The following is a 15,992-nucleotide window of genomic DNA, read 5'->3' on the forward strand; positions in this document are numbered from 1 at the left end:
TTCCCGTTTGACACGGGGGCGGGATGTACCGTCACACTCCGCAGCGTCACACGAGCCAGAAGCACGCCGTGACCCCGGGACGAAGGCCGGGGGGAGCGGGCGGCGTCGACCGGAGAGAAGAGCGAAGTTGTCCCCGACCAGCGAGACCGCACAGGGCGGCCGCCGACTCGTCATCGTCGAGTCGCCTGCCAAGGCGAAGACGATCAAGGGCTACCTGGGCCCCGGCTACGTAGTCGAAGCGAGCGTCGGGCACATCCGCGACCTTCCGAACGGTGCCGCGGAGGTACCCGAGAAGTACACCGGCGAGGTGCGCCGGCTCGGCGTGGACGTCGAGCACGACTTCGAGCCGATCTATGTCGTCAACGCGGACAAGAAGGCGCAGGTCAGGAAGCTCAAGGACCTGCTGAAGGACTCCGACGAGCTCTTCCTCGCCACCGATGAGGACCGCGAGGGCGAGGCCATCGCGTGGCACCTCCTCGAGGTCCTGAAGCCCAAGGTCCCGGTCAAGCGGATGGTCTTCCACGAGATCACCAAGGACGCGATCCGCGAGGCCGTCGCCAACCCGCGCGACCTCAACCAGCGCATGGTCGACGCCCAGGAGACCCGCCGCATCCTCGACCGCCTCTACGGCTACGAGGTCTCGCCGGTCCTGTGGAAGAAGGTCATGCCGCGTCTGTCGGCCGGCCGTGTCCAGTCCGTCGCGACCCGGCTCGTCGTGGAGCGTGAACGCGAGCGCATCGCCTTCCGTTCCGCCGAGTACTGGGACCTGACGGGCACCTTCGCGACCGGCCGCGCCGGAGACCCGTCGGACCCGTCGACGCTGGTCGCCCGCCTGCAGACCGTCGACGGCAGGCGGGTCGCGCAGGGCCGCGACTTCGACTCCCTGGGACAGCTCAAGGGCGCGAACACCCTGCACCTCGACGAGGCGAACGCCCGGGCCCTCGCCGCCGCGCTGGAGAACACCCGCTTCTCCGTGCGCTCCGTCGAGTCCAAGCCGTACCGCCGCTCGCCGTACGCCCCGTTCCGTACGACGACGCTGCAGCAGGAGGCCAGCCGCAAGCTGGGCTTCGGCGCGAAGGCGACGATGCAGGTCGCCCAGAAGCTGTACGAGAACGGCTACATCACGTACATGCGTACGGACTCCACGACGCTGAGCGACACCGCCGTCGCGGCCGCCCGCGCCCAGGTCACGCAGCTGTACGGCGCCGACTACCTGCCGGACCGGCCGCGTACGTACGCCGGGAAGGTCAAGAACGCGCAAGAGGCGCACGAGGCGATCCGGCCCTCGGGTGATCGTTTCCGCACCCCGGCCGAGACCGGCCTGACCGGTGACCAGTTCAAGCTCTACGAGCTGATCTGGAAGCGGACCGTCGCCTCCCAGATGAAGGACGCGACCGGGAACAGCGTGACCGTGAAGATCGGTGGCGCCGCCGCCGACGGGCGGGACGTCGAGTTCAGCGCGTCCGGCAAGACGATCACCTTCCACGGTTTCCTCAAGGCCTACGTCGAGGGCGCCGACGACCCGAACGCCGAGCTGGACGACCGCGAGCGCCGGCTGCCGCAGGTCGCCGAGGGCGACGCGCTGTCCGCCGAGGAGATCACGGTCGACGGCCACGCCACCAAGCCCCCGGCCCGCTACACCGAGGCCAGCCTGGTCAAGGAGCTCGAGGAGCGGGAGATCGGCCGCCCGTCGACGTACGCGTCGATCATCGGCACGATCCTCGACCGCGGCTACGTGTTCAAGAAGGGCACGGCCCTGGTGCCCTCCTTCCTGTCCTTCGCCGTGGTCAACCTGCTGGAGAAGCACTTCGGCCGGCTCGTCGACTACGACTTCACCGCGCGGATGGAGGACGACCTCGACCGCATCGCCCGCGGTGAGGCGCGTGCCGTGCCGTGGCTTAAGCGGTTCTACTTCGGTGAGACCGTGCCGGACAGCGGCTTCGCCGCGGGCGCCACGGGCGGCGCCGCCGACGCCGGCAACGGCGACGGGGACCACCTCGGCGGCCTCAAGGAGCTGGTGACCGACCTGGGCGCGATCGACGCGCGCGAGGTGTCGTCCTTCCCGGTGGGCAACGAGATCGTGCTCCGGGTGGGCCGCTACGGCCCCTACATCGAGCGCGGCGAGAAGGACACCGAGCAGCACCAGCGCGCCGACATCCCGGCCGACCTGGCGCCCGACGAGCTGACCGTCGACCTGGCCGAGGAACTGCTGGCCAAGCCCAGCGGCGACTTCGAGCTGGGCACCGACCCGGTGAGCGGCCACCAGATCGTCGCCAAGGACGGCCGCTACGGCCCCTACGTGACCGAGGTGCTCCCCGAGGGCACGCCGAAGACCGGCAAGAACGCGGTGAAGCCGCGGACGGCCTCCCTCTTCAAGTCGATGTCGCTGGACACGGTGACCCTCGACGACGCGCTGCGGCTGATGTCGCTGCCGCGTGTCGTCGGCGCGGACGCGGAGGGCGTGGAGATCACCGCGCAGAACGGCCGCTACGGCCCGTACCTGAAGAAGGGCACGGACTCGCGCTCGCTGCAGGCCGAGGAGCAGCTCTTCACGATCACGCTGGAAGAGGCGCTGGCGATCTACGCCCAGCCGAAGCAGCGTGGCCGGGCCGCCGCCAAGCCCCCGCTGAAGGAGCTGGGCGAGGACCCGGTCTCCGGCAAGCCGGTCGTGGTGAAGGACGGCCGCTTCGGGCCGTACGTCACCGACGGGGAGACCAACGCGACGCTGCGCTCCGGCGACAGCGTCGAGACGATCACCCCGGAGCGCGGCTTCGAGCTGCTCGCCGAGAAGCGGGCGAAGGGCCCCGCGAAGAAGACGGCGAAGAAGGCCACCGCGAAGAAGGCCGCTCCCGCGAAGAAGACGACCGCCAAGAAGACGGCGGCGAAGAAGACGGCGGCGGCCGCGAAGACCACCGCGAAGAAGACCACGGCCAAGAAGACGACCGCGAAGAAGGCGACGGCCTCGAAGGCGACGGCCTCGGGCACGGAGGACTGACACCCCGCCGGGCCGTCGGCCGGACCGTCACTCCGGCCGGCCCCGGTCCCGGCCGCAGCTCCGGCTCAGGCTTCGCGAAACGAACGCCCCGGCATCACTTCGATGTCGGGGCGTGCACACGTCAGGAGTGGTGGGTGTGGTGTCGGCGCCTGCGGATAGGCTGAACGCATGACGCGAGCCGAGCAGCCTACGGCCCCCACGCCAGCACCGGACGACGCCCTGGTCGCGGACTCCCGCGAGCGCGCCGTCCGCTCACTGCTGCGCCGACCGCAGGTGAAGCGCCTGTGGAGCGCGCAGCTCGTGAGCGGTGTCGGTGACTGTCTCGCCCTTCTCGTGCTGATCGTCCTGGTCCTCCAGACGGCCGTCGCCGAGGGCTCCTTCGGCGGGGGGTACCGGGGCGCGGCGTTCGCAGTGGCGACCGTCTTCGCGGCACGCATCCTCGCCACCGTGCTCTTCGGCGCCGTCCTCCTCGGTCCGCTGACAGCGCTCACCGCCCAGGAGGGCCCGCTCGACCGCCGCTGGACCATGGTCGGCGCCGACGGCCTGCGGGCCGCGCTGCTGATCGTCGCGCCGCTGTGGATCGACTGGATCCCGGACAACGCGCTCGCCGTCCTGCTGGTGACCGTCTTCGTCACCGGCGTCGCCGAGCGGCTGTGGACGGTGTGCCGGGAGAGCGCGGCGCCCGCCCTGCTGCCCGCCCCGCCCCCGGAGGGAGCGACGGTGCGGCCGCTGCCGGACCACCTGGACGCCCTGCGCCGGCTCGCGCTGCGCACCGCCTTCCTGGCCGTCCCGCTGGCCGCCGCCGTCCTGGTCGCCGCCGCCCTGCTGAACAACCTGCTCGGCACCGGCGTGGCCTGGTTCGACCAGCACCAGGCGGCCCTCGGCTCCTACGTCGCGGCCGGCCTGTTCGCCGCGTCCCTGTCCGTGCTGACCTCCCTGGAGCTGCCCGGCACGCGCACCCCGCGCGCGCGGTCCCCGCTGGAGGGGCTGCGCCGCCCGCGCACCGGCACCGGTGTCGACAAGGGCCGCACCGGCGCCATCCCGCTGCTGGTCCCGGCCTGCGCCGCCGTCGCCGGAGCCATCGCCGCCGCCGTCGCGGTGTGCGTGCTGCACGCCAGGGACCTGGGCGGCGGCCCGGTCCTCTACGGGCTTCTGGTCCTCGGCCTGACCGGCGGTACCGCCGTCGGCATCCGCACCGCGCCCTCGGTGCTGCCGTCGCTCTCGCGCCGCCGGCTCCTCGCGCTCGCCATCGCCTTCACCGGCATCGCGCTGCTGGCCGCCGGGCTGGTCCCGGACGTCACCACCGTGCTGCTGATCGTCACGCTGGCCGGTGTCGGCGCGGGCATCGCCGCCAACACCGGGCACGCCCTGCTGGACCAGGAGACCGAGGAGTACCGCAGGGCGCGCACCACCGAGCACCTGCACGCGGTCGTGCGGGTCTTCATAGCGCTCGGCGCCCTGATCGCTCCCGTCGTCGCGGGGCTCATCGGCCCGCACCGGCTGGAGAACGGCAAGTTCGTCTTCGCGCACGGCGGTGCCTCGTTCACCCTGATGCTGGTCGGCGCACTGCTGCTGCCGGTGGCCGTGATCGTCCTGGCCAAGGCCGACGACCGCTCCGGCGTCCCGCTGCGGCACGACCTCAGGGACGCGCTGCTCGGCGGCGACGACCCGGTCACCACCCAGGCGGCGGGCGGTTTCTTCATCGCCCTGGAGGGTGGCGACGGCGCCGGCAAGTCCACCCAGGCCGAGGCCCTCGCGGAGTGGATCCGGGCCAAGGGCCACGAGGTCGTGCTGACCCGCGAGCCGGGCGCCACCCCGGTCGGCAAGCGGCTGCGCTCGATCCTGCTGGACGTCTCCTCGGCCGGCCTGTCGCACCGCGCGGAGGCGCTGCTGTACGCGGCCGACCGCGCCGAGCACGTCGACACCGTCGTACGGCCCGCCCTGGAGCGCGGCGCGGTCGTCATCTCGGACCGGTACATCGACTCGTCCGTCGCCTACCAGGGCGCCGGCCGCGACCTGTCCCCGACCGAGGTCGCCCGCATCAACCGGTGGGCCACCAACGGACTCGTCCCGCACCTCACCGTCCTGCTGGACGTCTCGCCGGAGGCCGCCCGCGAGCGGTTCACCGAGGCCCCCGACCGGCTCGAGTCGGAGCCGGCCGAGTTCCACGCGCGCGTGCGGGCCGGTTTCCTCACCCTCGCCGCCTCCGACCCCGGTCGCTACCTGGTCGTGGACGCCGGGCAGGAGCCCGAGGCCGTCACCACCGTGATCCGGCACCGGCTCGACACCGTGCTGCCGCTGTCCGAGGCCGAGATCAAGGCCCAGGAGGAGGCGCGGAGGAAGGCCGAGGAGGAAGCGCGCCGCAAGGCCGAGGAGGAGGCCGCGCGCAAGGCCGAGGAGGAGCGCCTGGAGCGTGAGCGCCAGGAGCAGCTCGCCAAGCTGCGTGCCGAGGAGGAGGAGCGCAAGCGCCGCGAGCTGGAGGAGGCGCAGCGCCGCGAGGCCGAACGGCAGGCGGAGGAGGCCCGGCAGCGGGCCGAGGAGGCCGCCCGCAGGGCCGAGGAGGAGCGGCAGCGGCTGCTCGCCGAGGAGAAGGCCCGCGCCGAGGAGGAGGCCCGCCGCCGGGCCGAGGAAGAACGCCGGCGCCGGCAGGCCGAGGAGGAGGCCCGGCTGCGCGCCGACGAGGAAGCGCGGCAGGCCCGGCTGCGTGCCGAGGAAGAGGCACGGCGCCTGGACAAGCAGCGCAAGGCCGAGGAGGCGCTGCTGCGCGCCGAGGAGGCCCGCCGGCAGGCAGCCGAGGCGGCCGCCGCGGCCGACACCGCGGCCCGCCGGCCCGGCACGCCGCAGCCGAAGGTGCCGGGCATGACGCCCGACGCGGCGACCGTGGCGACGCCGGTGGTCTCGCCGGGGGCGGCTGAGACGGTGCCCACGCCCGTGCTCTCGCCGGGCAACGACGAGACGGCGGTGCTGCGGCCGGTGCGCGAGGAGCGCGCCGAGGACGCGCGCACGGCCGGCCGCACCCCCGACTCCGAGGTGACGGCCGAGCTGCCGCAGCCGCCGGCCCCCTCAGGCGCCGCGGACGAGACGGCCGTGCTCCCGCCCGTGTCCGCCGACGAGACGGCCGTACTGCCGCCCGTGCCGTCCGGTGCCGCCGACGAGACCGCCGTGCTGCCGCCGGTCCGGGACGAAGACCCCGCGCACCGGGTGCCGCCCGGCTACTTCCGGGACGACTCCCGGGACGGGCGGAGCGCCACCCGTCCCGGCGGCGGCGAGGACCGCACGCGGGAGATGCCGCAGATCGACGCCGACGGCACGCCCCGTCGCCGCCCCCGGTCCGACTGGGCCGAGGAGACCCCGCTGGACGACCTGCCCTCGCTGGCGGACGAACTGCTCGGGTCCTACGGCGACCGGGAGCCGGAGCGGGACGAGTCCGGCGACGACGAGCCCCGCCGGCGGCGCGGCCGCGGCCGGCGCGGCTGAGCGCGCACGCCGAGGGCACACCGAACGGGCGCACGGGCGCGCCGAGCGAGGAACACCGGGCGGCGCCCGCCGGACCCCACGGGGTACCGGCGGGCGCCGCCGTCGTTGTCAGTGCCCGCCCGCACAATGGAGGGCGGAACGCGGAGTGTGACGGAAGGACGGCGTGACCCATGACCGTGTGGGACGACCTCGTCGGACAGGACAAGGTGAGCGCGGTGCTCGACGGCGCCGCGCGGGACGCCGACGCCCTCGTCACGGCCGCCGCCACGGACCGGCCGCCGCCGGAGGCGTCGAGGATGACGCACGCGTGGCTGTTCACCGGCCCGCCCGGAGCCGGCCGGAACCAGGCGGCACGGGCCTTCGCCGCGGCCCTGCAGTGCGTGAGCCCCGACCGGGCCCTCGGCGGCGCCCCGGGCTGCGGTTTCTGCGACGGCTGTCACACCGCGCTGCTCGGCACCCACGCCGATGTCAGCACGGTCGCCGCCGTGGGCGCCGAGATCCTGGTGAGGGACATGCGGGACACGGTCCGCAAGTCGTACACCGCCCCGGCCAACGGCCGCTGGCAGATCATCCTGGTCGAGGACGCCGAGCGGCTCAACGAGAAGTCGGCGAACGCCGTCCTCAAGGCCGTTGAGGAGCCCGCGCCCCGCACGGTGTGGCTGCTGTGCGCCCCCTCGGTCGAGGACGTCCTGCCCACGATCCGCTCCCGCTGCCGCCACCTGAACCTGCGCACGCCCTCGGTCGAAGCCGTCGCCGACATGCTCGTACGCCGCGACGGCATCGAACCCGGGGCCGCCATGGCCGCCGCGCGCGCCACGCAGGGCCATGTCGACCGGGCCCGGCGCCTGGCCACCGACCCCGCGGCCCGCGAGCGCCGGGCCGCCGTGCTCAGACTCCCGCTGCGGCTGGACGAGATCGGGGCCTGCCTCAGAGCGGCCCAGGAACTGGTCGACGCGGCCGCCGAGGACGCCAAGCAGCTCGCCGAGGAGATGGACGGCAAGGAGACCGAGGAATTGAAGGCCGCTCTGGGCGCGGCCCAGGGCGGCCGGCTGCCGCGCGGCACGGCGGGCGCCGTGAAGGACCTCGAGGAGATGCAGAAGCGCCGCAGAACCCGCACCCAGCGCGACAGCCTCGACGTCGCCCTCGGCGATCTCACCGGCTTCTACCGCGACGTCCTGGCCCTCCAGCTCGGCTCCCGGGTCGCGATCGCCAACGGCGACACCGAGGACGCCCTGGACCGGCTGGCCCGCGGCAGCAGCCCGGAGTCCACACTGCGCCGCATCGAGGCGATCGCCGCCTGCCGTGAGGCCCTGGACCGCAACGTGGCGCCGCTGCTCGCGGTGGAGGCGATGACGATGGCACTGCGGGCGGGGTGAGCCGGACGTACCGTGGTTGACGGACGCCGTCCTCCGTACGAGGCCACGCTTCGTACGTAGCGTACTCATCACGTCGCTCAGCGTTACGATCGCCTGATGCACACCTGGCCCTCCCTCCGCCGTCCCCACCGGACCGGCCGGACCCGCACCGGAACGCGCACCCGGCCCCGATCCCGGGCGACGGCCCGCGTCACGGGCGCCCTGATCGCGGCCGCCGCCCTGCTCGTGTCCGCCTGCTCCGCCGGGAGTTCGACCACGACGTCCACCGGTGCGGCGGAGGCGGCGCTGGCCGCGCTGCCGCGGGCCACGCCCTCCGCGCTGGCCCCGTACTACAGCCAGCACCTGCGCTGGCGGGCCTGCGGTGTCCCCGGCTTCCAGTGCGCCACGATGAAGGCGCCGCTGGACTACGCCGACCCCGGCGCGGGCGACATCAAGCTGGCCGTCGCGCGCAAGAACGCGACCGGCAAGGACAAGCTCGGCTCGCTGCTGGTCAACCCAGGCGGCCCGGGCGGCTCGGCCATCGGCTACCTGGAGCAATACGCGGGGATCGGCTACCCCGCCGAGGTCCGCGCGCTCTACGACATGGTCGCGATGGATCCGCGGGGCGTCGCGCGCAGCGAGCCGGTCGAGTGCCTCGACGGCCGCCAGATGGACACCTTCACCCAGACCGACACGACGCCCGACGACCGGCAGGAGACGAACGCGCTGGTCGGGCAGTACCGCAAGTTCGCGGAGAGCTGCGGGGCGCGCTCTGCGCGGCTGCTGCGGCACGTGTCCACCGTCGACGCGGCTCGGGACATGGACATCCTGCGGGCGGTGCTCGGCGACGCGAAGCTGAACTACGTGGGGGCGTCGTACGGCACCTTCCTCGGCGCGACGTACGCCGGCCTCTTCCCGGACCGGGTGGGCCGGCTGGTCCTGGACGGCGCGATCGACCCCTCCCTCGACTCCCGCAGGATCAACCTGGACCAGACGGCCGGCTTCGAGACGGCGTTCCAGGCGTTCGCGAAGGACTGCGTGCACCGGTCCGACTGCCCGCTCGGCGGCAAGGGCACGACTCCCGCGCAGGTCGGTGACCATCTCAGGGCGTTCTTCCGCAAGGTGGACGCCCATCCCGTCCCAGCGGGTGACTCGAGCGGCCGCAAGCTCGGCGAGTCGCTGGCCACCACCGGGGTGATCGCCGCGATGTACGACCAGGCGGCCTGGGGGCAGCTCCGCGAGGCGCTGACCTCGGCGATGCGGGAGAACGACGGCGCGGGCCTGCTCGCCCTCTCCGACAGCTACTACGAACGCGACGCCAAGGGCCAGTACAGCAATCTGATGATGGCCAACGCCGCCGTGAACTGCCTCGACCTGCCGCCCGCGTTCACCGGCCCCGAGCAGGTGGAGAAGGCGCTGCCCACGTTCGAGAAGGCGTCCCCGGTCTTCGGCGCGGGCCTGGCCTGGGCCGCGCTGAACTGCGCGTACTGGCCGGTCAAGGCCATCGGCGAGCCGCACCGGATCGAGGCGAAGGGCGCCGCCCCCATCGTGGTCGTCGGCACCACCCGCGACCCGGCGACCCCCTACCGCTGGGCCCGGTCCCTGGCCGGCCAGCTGTCCTCGGCCCGTCTCCTCACCTACGTCGGTGACGGCCACACGGCCTACGGCCGCGGCAGCTCCTGCATCGACTCGGCGATCAACGCCTACCTCCTCAACGGCACCCCGCCGTCCCCCGGAAAACGCTGCTCATAGCCTCGCCTCCGCCCCGGAGCCCCCTGCTCCGGGGCGGGTGCGAAGCACCCCGCGAAACTGTGTAGACTTACCGACGTTGCTGATCGCACCATGGTGCGGGCAGCGCGCCGCTTTAGCTCAGATGGCCAGAGCAACGCACTCGTAATGCGTAGGTCTCGGGTTCGAATCCCGAAAGCGGCTCCACTGGAGACCAGGTCGCGTAAAGCGTGACCTGGTCTTTTGTTGTTCTCGCCGGCTCCTGTCCCTGGCGATCCCGGACGCCGCACCGGGGGGGCGTGCGGAAGTGCCCCCGCGCGACAGCGCGAGGGCACTTCCGCGGCCTGGTCAGAGGGCGTCGACGCCGCTCACCTTCCAGCCGTCGGAGGTGCGGGTGAGCGTCATACGCACCCGGTTCAGGTCCAGCCGGGGCTTGGGGACCTGGGTGCTCCGGGTCACCTGGTCGACGAAGAGCAGGACGACGGCCCGGTCCGGTGCGGCCGACACGACGGACACCGCCGGGGCGCCGCCGTCGGCGGGTGTGGCCACGGTCGCCTTCACCACGCCGTGGTACTTCGTCGCGGTCGGCGCGACCACGGCCTTCGTGGTCCTGCCGTACTGGTCGCGGAAGTGCCCGGTCAGCAGGGCGCGGGCCCGGGAGAAGTCCCGGTCCAGGTGCCGGTAGTCGTACGACAGCACGACCGGCGCCGCCTTCCGCGCGGCCGCGAGGGCCTCGGCGCGGGCCTGCTCCGCCTGTCGTTCCTGCCGGTACTGCCACCCGAGTACGGCGGCCGCGGCCAGGGCCGCCACCAGGATGACGCCCAGCACCGCGGTGAGCACGCTCGGTCCGGCCTTCCGCGGGGATGCGCCGTCTTCTGGCTTCCCTTGGGGCGACTCGGGCGACTCGAACGACTCGGGCTCCGGCGGGTCCTCCCAGCCGTTCGCCGGGGGCTCGACGAGCAGGTTGCGCCCGGCGGGAGCGCGCTCTTCCTGGTGGGTACCGCGCTCGGGGCGTGCCGGCCGCCCGGCGCGCTTGGCTGCCGCGCGGGCGGCCGCGGTCATGGTGCGGCGGGCCGGTGAGCCGGTGCCGCGGGTGCGGGCGGTCGGGTTCGCCACGGTGTCTCTCCTCATCGACGGACTCACGGATCGGTCAGCCCACGAACGCGACGTCGGAGGTCAGCCACCGGCCGGACACACGCGAGAGGTCGAGCTGGAGCCGGTAGGTGCGCGGCTGGCCCCCGGGCGCGGCGGTGTTGCTCACCTTGCTGTCGGCCACGACCAGGACCCGGGCCGAGCGTGCGTCGGACCGCACGATGCCCGCTTCCAAAACCTGCCCCTCGGACACCGACTTGTTCTGCGCGACCAGCTTCGTCAGCTGCGCGGTCTGCGCGGCGAACTCCTTCTTGAACTGGCCGGTGGCGCCCTTCAGCACATTGCCGCTGTCCCGGTCGTAGTGCCGGTAGTCGAGCGAGGTGAAGCTCAGCGCCGACTGGCGGGCCGCCGCCAGGATGTCCTGACGGCGCTGTTCCGCCGCGCGCTGGTCGGACAGCTTCAGGCCCAGCCAGACACCCGGCACGGCCGTCAGCACGGTCGCGGCGACGAGCCCCGCCGACAGCAGCCTCATGCGTCCGCCTCTCGCACCATCGGTCCCACGAGCAGCCATTGCCACGACTCCTTTCCGAACACGGTCTGTTCCCCACCCGTCGAGCCGATCTCGACGGACGTTCCGTCCGGGCCGGTCACGGTGCCGGTCTCCGGGTCGTACGGGGCCACGAACGCGGCCTGGTCGGCGCCGTACCGACCGGTCGTCGCGCCGGGCGCGTTCTGCGCTCCGCGCACGGAGGTCTTGCTGCCGCGCGGTACCGTGCAGCGCGCGTCGGTGTTCGCCGGGCGCGTGCCGGTGTCGGCGGGATCGCGCCGCTGGGTGCCGTAGCCCTGGGTGCACGCGGGAGGGTCGTCGGCGTTCACGGTCAGCCCGAAGTGGGTGGTGCCGTCGCCGGGGATGACCGTGTAGCTGCCCGCGACATTGAGCGGGAGCGTGACCAGGGCCTGTTCGACGCCGGGCAGCCGCGCCACGGTGATCTGGCCGCCGCTGACGAGGTTGGCCAGCAGGACGGGCACGTTCGGCCGCGTGGACCTCAGCAGGGAGTCGACCTCCCGCGCGGCGGGCGCCGTGTTGCCGATCAGCCGGCGCAGATCGCCGTCGCTCGACTTCAACTGCTCGGTGAGGGCGGCCAGATCACGGGAGAACGACTTGATGGCCGAGCCCTGGTCGGCCTGTGTCTTGAGCACCTTCCGCGAGTCCTCGATGAGCGAGACCGTCTGGGGGAGCGACTGCGACGCCGACTCCACCAGCGCGTCGCCGGAGTCCACCAGCCGGCTCAGGTTCGGTCCGGTGCCGGCGAACGCCTTGCCCAGCTCGTCGACGGTGACCCGAAGGTCGTCCTTGCCGACGGAGTCGACCAGCCGGTCGAGGCTGAGGACCAGGGCGGTGACGGGCAGCGGGGTCCGGGTGCGGCTGCGCGGGATCGGGGTGCCGTCCATGAGGTACGGCCCGCCCGACCGCCGCGGCTGGAGGTCGACGTACTGCTCGCCCACCGCCGAACGGTCGGCCACCACCGCGAGCGTGTCGGCCGGGATCCGCGGGGCGCCGTCCTCGATCTTGAGCGCCACCGAGACCCCGGACCCGGTCAGCCGCAGATCGCCCACGCGGCCCACCGGCACTCCCCGGTAGGTGACCTCGGCGCCGGAGAAGATGCCCCCCGACTCGGCGAAGTCGGCGCGCACGGTGTACCCGCGGTGCAGGACGTCGTCCACCAGGCCCGTGTACCGGGCGCCGACGTACGACACCCCGAGGGCGGTGACGGCCGCGAAGGCGAGCAGCTGGGCCTTGACCGTACGTGTGATCACAGCAGCATCCCCTTCAGCAACAGCTCGGCGAGGCCGGGATCGACCCCCGGCGGGAGGCGACGCGAGCCGCCCCCGGTTCCGTAGGCGGCGCTGCACACCGGCGGGCACAGCAGGGTGCCGCCGCCGGAGTGCGTCGGAGGTGCGGAGGGCAGGGACGGGGTGGACGGCAGGGACGGGGTCGACGGCAGGGGCGGGATGGAGGGGAGGGACGGAAGAGGGGTGGGAGTGGGGACACCGGGGAGACGCGGTTTCCCGGGGGCCGGGGACTTCCCGTCCTTGCCGGGCTTGCCGGTGACCTTGCCGTAGAGGTCCGCCAGGTCGAGGTCGGCGGTGATCTTCAGGTTGACGTAGTCGCCCTTGACGGCGTCCGTCGCGTTGCGCGGGAACGGGTACGTGGTGAGGATCTCGAGGGAGCCGGGCAGGTCGTCGCCCGCCTTGTTCAGCTCCCGCAGGATGGGCTGGAGCTTCTTCAGGTTCGCGACGGTGTCGTCGTGGGAGGCGTTCACCACCCTGGTGGCGGTCCTGCCGAGCCCGGACAGGGCGGTGAGCATCCTCGTCAGGTCCTTGCGCTGGTCGGCGAGGGCCTTCAGGGCGGGCGGCATGGTGTCGACGGCCAGGGCGATCGTCTTCTTCTCCCTCTTCAGCCGCTTCGCGAGCCGGTCGACGCCCTTCAGCGCGCGCACGATCTCCGCCCGCTGGTCGTCGAGGCCGCCGAGGAACGTGTCGAGCTGCTTCAGCAGGGACCTGACCCGGTCCTCGCGGCCGCCGAGGGCCTTGTTCAACTCGACGGTGATCGTCTTCAGCTGGGCCACCCCGCCTCCGTTGAGCAGCGCGGACAGGGCCGACAGCACCTCCTCGACCTCCGGGTTGCGGCCGCTGCGGGACAGCGGGATGCGGTCGCCGTCGCGGAGCCGTCCGGCGGGCCGCGTGCCGGCCGGTGCGGAGAGGGCGACGTACTTCTCGCCGAGCATGCTGGTCTGCCTCAGATCGGCGACCGCGTTGCCGGGCAGCTTCACCGAGTCGGCGACCCTGAGCCGCACGCGTGCGTGCCAGCCGTCCAGTTCCACCTTCTCGACCGTGCCGACGGTGACGTCGTCGACCTTGACCGCCGACTGCGGCACCAGGTCCAGGACGTCCCGGAACTCGACGGTGACGTGGTAGGCGCGACCGTCCGAGGCGGCGCCGCCGGGCAGCGGGACGTCGTACCAGCCGTTGAACTCGCAGCCGGTCAGCAGCAGCGAGCCGACCGCCGTCCAGGCGGCCACCCGCACCTTGCGCCGCGCGCTCATGCCGGTGCCCCCAGGATTCCGCCGAGGGTTTTGTCGACCGTGCCCGTCGAAGCGGGAGCCGGCGGGACCTTGGGGAGGGTGTCGAAGAGCTTCTTCAGTCCGGCGCAGTCGTCGTGGTCCTTGCCGGTGGTCTTCAGGATCGAGCAGAGAAGGGATGACGGATCCTGCGGAAGCTGCGCGTTGTTGCGGGTGTCGAGGGTGCCGGCGGCGGGGTTGTAGGCGTTCTGCAGGTTCGACAGACCCGTGGGGGCGACGGTCAACAGCTCCTCCAGAGCTTTCCGTTGGGTGACGAGGACCTTGGTGACCTTGGCCAGGCCCTTCACGTCCGAGGCCAGCGCCTTCTTGTTGCCCTTCACGAAGCCGGACACGTCGCCGAGTGCGGCGGCCAGGTACTTCAGCGCGGCCGCGAGATCCTTGCGCTCCCCGGCGAGCTGCCCGGAAACGACGGCGAGGTCGGTGTTGAACGACCGCACGCTGGTGTCGTCCGCCGCCAGCGCGGCCGTGAACACCTGCAGGTTCCGCACGGTCCCGAACAGGTCGCCACGTCCGCCGGACAGCGTGGTGACCGCCTGGGACAGGTCCTCCACCGTCCGGTGAAGGTTCTCGCCCTGCCCCTGGAGGTTGTCCGCGCTCACTCCGAGCAGCCGGGACAGTGAGCCCTTCTTGCCGGCGCCGTTCGGGCCGAGTGCCTCGGCGGTGGTGTGCAGGCTGTCGAAGATCCGGTCCAGCTCGACGGGGACGGCCGTACGGGACTCGGGGATGACGTCTCCGTCCCGCAGCACGGCGCCCTTGCGGTACACCGGCAGCAGCTGCACGTAACGGTCGCTGACCACGGAGGAGTTGACGATGGCGGCCTGCGCGTCGGCGGGGATCCTGCGGCCCCGGTCGTATTCCAGCTCCACCCTCACCCGGCCGCCCTCCGGCGTGATCTTCCTGACCTCGCCGATACGGACGCCGAGGACGCGGACGTCGGAGCCGGGGTAGATGCCGACGGTGCGCGGGAAGTACGCCGTGACGCGGACGGGGCCGGGGCCCGGCCAGAGGAGGACGGCGAGGCCGATGAGGATCGCGAGCGCGGTGAAGAGGGCCAGGAGTCTGCGGGTCATCGGGTGCCTCCCGTCCGTGGCGTGACCGGGGCGGCGACCAGGTTCTGGATGTAGGAGTCGAACCAGCGGCCGTTGCCGAGGGTGTTGGTGAAGAGCCGCACGTAGGGGGCGAGCAGCCGGACGCTGCGGTCGAGGCTCGCCTGGTTGCGTTCGAGCATCGTCACGAAGATGTCGAGGTTCTTCAGCGCGGGCCCGATCTCCTTGCTGTTGTCGTCGACCAGGCCGGACAGCTCGATGCCCAGCAGCGCGGAGCTCTTGAGCAGCTTGTGGATCGCCGCACGCCGCTTGCCGATCTCCTTGAACAGGGCGTCACCGTCCTTCACCAGCGCGGAGAAGTCCTTCGTGTGACCGGCCAGCACCTTGGTGACTCCGTTCGCGTGGTCGAGGAGTCCGCGCAGCGCCTTGTCACGGGCGGCTACGGTCCGGGAGATCCGCGACAGCCCCTTGATCGACGCCCGCACCTCCCCGGGGGAGTCCTGGAAGGTGACGGAGATCGTGTCCAGTGCCTTCGCGAGCCGGTCCGTGTCGACCTCCTCGGTGGTGGTCGTCAGGTCGCTGAAGGCCTGGACGACGTCGTACGCCGACACGGTCCGCCGGAGCGGGATCTCGCTGCCCGGCTTCAGCCGGCCGGGCCCCTTCGGGTACAGGGCCAGGTACTTCGCGCCGAGGATTGTCTTGACGCGGATCGACGCACCCGTGTCGGTACCGAACGCCGGGCGGCCCTTCACTTTGAAGGTCACCCTGACGTGGTCGCCGTCCAGGTCGACGCCGTCGACCTTGCCGACCTTGACCCCGGCGATCCGTACCTCGTCGCCCGGCTTGAGCCCGCCGGCCTCGGAGAAGGCCGCGCTGTAGGTGTCGCCGCCGCCGATCAGCGGCAGGCTGTCGGCGTTGAAGGCGGCGACGGTGAGCAGAGCGAGCACGGTGAGGCCGACGGCGCCCAGGACGACCGGATTGCGCTCACGGAAGGGCTTCAGGCGTGGTCGCCCGAGCCGGATCCTGGGCAGCTTGGGCGGCAGCACCCTGACCCTGATCAGCGGCTCGGGGCGGGGTGCGCGCCTGGGCAGGAGCCTGGGGGGTCTCGGCAGCTTCGGCGGCAGGACCCGGACCTTCACGAGGGGTTCGGGGCGGG

The 15,992-nt window shown here is 72.7% G+C and carries 10 protein-coding genes and 1 tRNA gene; 5 read left to right on the forward strand and 6 right to left on the reverse strand.

Annotated elements, in window-relative coordinates:
• The first annotated feature begins 127 nt into the window (after window positions 1-127).
• The 5 genes from topA to ACZ6B1_RS19650 all read left to right on the forward strand — a co-directional run bounded on the left by topA (window position 128) and on the right by ACZ6B1_RS19650 (window position 9,762).
• Window positions 128-2,995, forward strand: a complete 2,868-nt coding sequence (gene topA, locus ACZ6B1_RS19630; protein ID WP_468779960.1) for a type I DNA topoisomerase — start codon at window positions 128-130, stop codon at window positions 2,993-2,995.
• A 168-nt stretch (window positions 2,996-3,163) separates the two neighbouring features.
• Window positions 3,164-6,472, forward strand: a complete 3,309-nt coding sequence (tmk, locus tag ACZ6B1_RS19635; protein WP_468779962.1) for a dTMP kinase — start codon at window positions 3,164-3,166, stop codon at window positions 6,470-6,472.
• 170 nt (window positions 6,473-6,642) lie between these two features.
• Window positions 6,643-7,848, forward strand: coding sequence for a DNA polymerase III subunit delta' (locus ACZ6B1_RS19640; RefSeq protein WP_468779963.1), 1,206 nt, complete (start codon window positions 6,643-6,645; stop codon window positions 7,846-7,848).
• A 96-nt stretch (window positions 7,849-7,944) separates the two neighbouring features.
• On the forward strand, window positions 7,945-9,579 hold the full coding sequence (locus ACZ6B1_RS19645; RefSeq protein ID WP_468779965.1) for an alpha/beta hydrolase: 1,635 nt from the start codon (window positions 7,945-7,947) through the stop codon (window positions 9,577-9,579).
• Window positions 9,580-9,685: 106 nt separating this feature from the next.
• A tRNA-Thr gene (locus ACZ6B1_RS19650) sits at window positions 9,686-9,762 on the forward strand.
• Between the two features lie 141 nt (window positions 9,763-9,903).
• On the opposite strand, the gene ACZ6B1_RS19655 is transcribed toward ACZ6B1_RS19650, so the two are convergent.
• Genes ACZ6B1_RS19655 through ACZ6B1_RS19680 form a run of 6 tightly spaced genes read right to left on the reverse strand, consistent with a single transcriptional unit; the run spans window position 9,904 to window position 15,879 of the window.
• The gene (locus ACZ6B1_RS19655) at window positions 9,904-10,671 is read right to left on the reverse strand and encodes a hypothetical protein (RefSeq protein ID WP_468779967.1); all 768 of its coding nucleotides are present in this window, start codon (window positions 10,669-10,671) and stop codon (window positions 9,904-9,906) included.
• 34 nt (window positions 10,672-10,705) lie between these two features.
• Window positions 10,706-11,179 (reverse strand): hypothetical protein, encoded by a 474-nt coding sequence (locus ACZ6B1_RS19660; protein WP_468779969.1) that lies wholly within the window; start codon window positions 11,177-11,179, stop codon window positions 10,706-10,708.
• Complete coding sequence (locus tag ACZ6B1_RS19665) at window positions 11,176-12,465, reverse strand: MCE family protein (protein WP_468779971.1); 1,290 nt, start codon at window positions 12,463-12,465, stop codon at window positions 11,176-11,178. Before ACZ6B1_RS19665 ends, ACZ6B1_RS19660 begins: the two co-directional genes overlap by 4 nt.
• On the reverse strand, window positions 12,462-13,754 hold the full coding sequence (locus ACZ6B1_RS19670; RefSeq protein ID WP_468779973.1) for an MCE family protein: 1,293 nt from the start codon (window positions 13,752-13,754) through the stop codon (window positions 12,462-12,464). Before ACZ6B1_RS19670 ends, ACZ6B1_RS19665 begins: the two co-directional genes overlap by 4 nt.
• The gene (locus tag ACZ6B1_RS19675; RefSeq protein WP_468779975.1) at window positions 13,751-14,860 is read right to left on the reverse strand and encodes an MCE family protein; all 1,110 of its coding nucleotides are present in this window, start codon (window positions 14,858-14,860) and stop codon (window positions 13,751-13,753) included. The genes ACZ6B1_RS19670 and ACZ6B1_RS19675 overlap by 4 nt, the downstream gene beginning before the upstream one ends.
• On the reverse strand, window positions 14,857-15,879 hold the full coding sequence (locus ACZ6B1_RS19680) for an MCE family protein (RefSeq protein WP_468780145.1): 1,023 nt from the start codon (window positions 15,877-15,879) through the stop codon (window positions 14,857-14,859). Before ACZ6B1_RS19680 ends, ACZ6B1_RS19675 begins: the two co-directional genes overlap by 4 nt.
• Window positions 15,880-15,992 lie beyond the last annotated feature (113 nt).

The organism is Streptomyces sp. NPDC041129 (assembly GCF_055592265.1).

What these genes read in the sequence shown, in the direction of transcription:
- tmk (WP_468779962.1), top strand. Translation starts at nt 3,164, where the DNA reads ATGACGCGAGCCGAGCAGCCTACGGCCCCCACGCCAGCACCGGACGAC.
- ACZ6B1_RS19640 (WP_468779963.1), top strand. Translation starts at nt 6,643, where the DNA reads ATGACCGTGTGGGACGACCTCGTCGGACAGGACAAGGTGAGCGCGGTG.
- ACZ6B1_RS19645 (WP_468779965.1), top strand. Translation starts at nt 7,945, where the DNA reads ATGCACACCTGGCCCTCCCTCCGCCGTCCCCACCGGACCGGCCGGACC.
- ACZ6B1_RS19660 (WP_468779969.1), bottom strand. Translation starts at nt 11,179, where the DNA reads ATGAGGCTGCTGTCGGCGGGGCTCGTCGCCGCGACCGTGCTGACGGCC.
- ACZ6B1_RS19670 (WP_468779973.1), bottom strand. Translation starts at nt 13,754, where the DNA reads ATGAGCGCGCGGCGCAAGGTGCGGGTGGCCGCCTGGACGGCGGTCGGC.
- ACZ6B1_RS19675 (WP_468779975.1), bottom strand. Translation starts at nt 14,860, where the DNA reads ATGACCCGCAGACTCCTGGCCCTCTTCACCGCGCTCGCGATCCTCATC.